The organism is Salinibacterium sp., assembly GCF_031364185.1.
Classification (GTDB): Bacteria; Actinomycetota; Actinomycetes; order Actinomycetales; family Microbacteriaceae; genus Rhodoglobus.
The window spans coordinates 1-3227 of sequence record NZ_JANLVV010000363.1 but is presented as its reverse complement, the minus strand read 5'-3'; the positions used below and the strand labels follow the sequence as shown (position 1 = coordinate 3227).

Annotated in this window: 2 protein-coding genes; both read left to right on the top strand. The window is 61.2% G+C overall.

Annotation, left to right across the window (positions count from 1 at the left end):
- Positions 1-1406, top strand: a 1406-nt coding sequence (locus tag RMN95_RS15885) for a glycosyltransferase family 4 protein (protein ID WP_309617881.1), incomplete at its 5' end; no start/stop codon positions are given.
- 22 nt (positions 1407-1428) lie between these two features.
- A complete protein-coding gene (locus RMN95_RS15880; protein WP_309617880.1) occupies positions 1429-3216 on the top strand; it encodes a glycosyltransferase family 2 protein in 1788 nt (595 codons plus the stop codon).
- The last annotated feature ends 11 nt before the right edge of the window (positions 3217-3227 follow it).

Genomic DNA, 3227 nt, shown 5'->3' with positions numbered 1-3227 from the left:
CCCGCCGATATGAACTCACCGACGGACGAGTGGGGGCTGTCACCCCGCAACTTGCTGTTCGAGAGACCGGCGATCTGATCAACGGATTCGAATGGGATCTCCACAACCGGGTCTGGGTGGCGTCCGCACGCAGAGGAGGTGACCTGGGTCAGGCGAGCATCCCGCGCTACGTACTCTCGGCCCCCAAGCACGGCCTGTACCTTCGAAGCGAGACACTTCGCAACGCCACCCTCCGCGGTGCCAGTGGCGAGTTGCACGACCAGTTGCGCGAGTTGCTGAGAAGTTCGTGGCAGCAAGGGTGGCGTGCTCTCGCTTTTCCCATGGTGAGTCTGGCGAGCGCCCCGATCGTCGTTCCTGGTACCTCACCCGAAGATCTTCGCTGGCTCACCGATCGGCCGGTGCGGGATTTGGCGGGCAGGATCAGGGTCATCTATGTCCTGCTCGCGACCACGATCAGTGGCGGAATCCGAACTGTGTTTGAGCAATCGGAACACCTTCTCGATCTTGGCCACGACGTTCAGATCTGGAGCCTGCAAGGGCCACCCGACTGGACGACATCCCGCACCCCGATTGTCACGTTCGAGAACTACCAAGATCTTCAAGCGGCTCTTTCTGGGGAGGATGCCATCAAGGTCGCCACATGGTGGGAGACGGCGCAAGTCGTTTGGTTGTCGGCGGTCAACACGGGCATTGCCGTCTTCTACGTGCAGGAATTTGAAACTTGGTTTTACCCCGACGACCCCGTGGGACAAGCCGCCGTCGCGGCCAGCTACCGGTTGGAGATGGACCACGTCACTATCGCCCAGTACCAGGCCGAGGAGCTCGCATCGATCGGAGTGCCGGCAACAGTAATCTCAAGCGCGTACGACGACGCCAAGTTCTTCCCGACCGGGGTGACGCGCCCGACCGGCTCAATTATGGCGGTTGGCCGCACGTTCTTCCAGAAGAATTTTGCTATGACACTCACCGCGTGGCGGTCGATGGGGTCAGAGCGCCCTTCCATGCTGCTCTATGGCTTTGAGCCCGAGATTGCTCGCGACGAAGGGATTGAGTACGTCGTCAAGCCGACCGATGCCGAAATTAACGAGCTTTACAATCGCGCGACGGTATTCGTGCAGACGTCCCGTCACGAAGGTTTCTGCCTTCCAGTCCTTGAAGCTATGGCTGCAGGCTGCCCGGTTATCACCACCGATTCCCACGGCAACCGTGACTTTTGCGTCGACGGGATGAACTGCATCATGGTCGAGCAGGATGACCCCGCGGCTCTGGCCAAGGCAATCCGCCGACTGCTGGGCGATACCGCGTTGCAGCAGAAGCTTCGGGTGGCAGGGCTCAAGACCGCTCGAGGTTACACTTGGAACGTCGTTGCAAAGAAGATGGAAGCGCGCTATAAGTTCCTGGTCTGAGCGGCTTTTCGAAAGGTCCCGAATGCCCGCGATCACCTCCCGTGTCTCTCGAATGATTTACCGCTCGCTCCCCCGCGGGGTGCAAATTGCAGCGCGCAGTGCGTTGGGCGGCGCTCTATTCGGGCGACGGATGCGCGGACCGGAGCCCGAGGCTTACTCCGAGCGCAAGCCCGCAAGCATCGTTATCCCGAGCTACAACGACTTTCCTTTCCTCACGGAGTGCCTAGCCAGCGTGGAGCGCACGTGCAACGGATTCGAATACGAGGTGCTCATAGTCGACGATTTCTGTGAGCCGGAGAACCGAAAGAAGCTGGGACAGCTGGTAGGCGGCCGGGTACGGGTGATCTACCGCGAGCAGCGGGGCGGGTTTGCAAAGGCCGTAAATATAGGCATCAAAGAAGCGCAATGGGATGTCGTGCTCTTGAACAGCGACACGGTCTGCCAACCGAGGTGGCTCGACGCGCTCCAGCGCGCCGCCTACACGAACCCCAAGGTCGGTCTTGTCTCCCCGATGCTTGTCTACCCTGACGGTCTCATCCAGTACGGCGGCACCTATTACGCGCGTCGTCTCGCGCCGCAATGGTACGGGCACCTATACGTCGGACGCTCAGCTAACGACCCGCTAGCGAATAAACCGTGGTTCATTCGATCGGTATCTGGCGCTTGCGTATACGTACGTCGAGAAGTCATCGAGGCAATCGGTGGCTTGGACGAGGAGTTCTGGCTTGGCTTCGAAGATGTGGATTTCGGTCTGCGGGCGTGGCAGGCGGGATTCCGAAGCTGGTACGAGCCCTCCGCCAAACTTATCCATCACGAATCTGCCACCCGCGGCTACAGCCAAAACAAACGCGAGCTCGGATCGATGCGCTACTTCTGGCGAAGGTGGGCGCCGATGGTTATCGAACGCGGGCTCACAACGCTTCCCGCGGTGAGCTTCCTGACGTCTGCGGCATCAACGCCCCTGTGGCGTCAGTACGTCGCGGAACTAGCTACGGAACTAGCCGCCATCGGTATAGAGACAAGTGTCCACGAAGTCGCGGGCGAGATAGACGAGGATCTGGTCGAGCGCCTCGAGACCCTTGGGATCATCGTGGTGGCCACAGATCGCGGTGCCGCGAAGACGGCGTGGTTGGCGGCCCAGTCGGGTGGGATTCCGGTCTACCTGCTTCCCGGGATTGACGCCGACCGCGCCGATCTGGTCGATGACGAGAGGCGCTCCGTCTCTGCCGCCTACCGCCCGGAGTTTGACTATCTCCCGCCCAACCGGTGGTCCTCCGACCGCCTGGCCGCTCACAGCGCGTGGGAGTCGCGGGCCATCATTCCTCCTGTTCTTCGGCCGCCCGTGCTAGCCGCTGCGGACCCGGGGGTCGTCGTCGTCATCAATGCCAGCGCCGCTGAGCGCGCCGCTGTTGACAGCGTCGCTAAGCGTCTTGGCGCGTCGGTGACCCACTTCCGAGAGTCGTTCCTCACGCCTGAGCACGTTTCGGAGATCGCCGCTCTGGCGCCGCGGGCGATCATCAGTTTCAACAAATACGAGCACAGCCTCGAGCCGCTCGCGCTGATGTCACTGGGCGCTGTCTATATGGGCGTTACCAACGAGAAGATCCGATACGAGGTGCTCGATGGTTACAACGCGCTCCTGTTCTCGGACAACGCCCGGCTTGCCCAATCACTTGACGACGTGCTGTCCGATGACAGCGTCTTCAGCGAGCTCAGTGCCAACGGACATCACTCAGCGGCCCTGCTTCACGAAGCGAATGCGAGGCAGGTTCATCGCGCGCTCGTCGACATCGCCGAGCGAGCATATTGATGGCGGTGGAA

Coding starts and splice junctions, on each gene's coding strand:
- RMN95_RS15880 (WP_309617880.1), top strand. CDS start 1,429: ATGCCCGCGATCACCTCCCGTGTCTCTCGAATGATTTACCGCTCGCTC.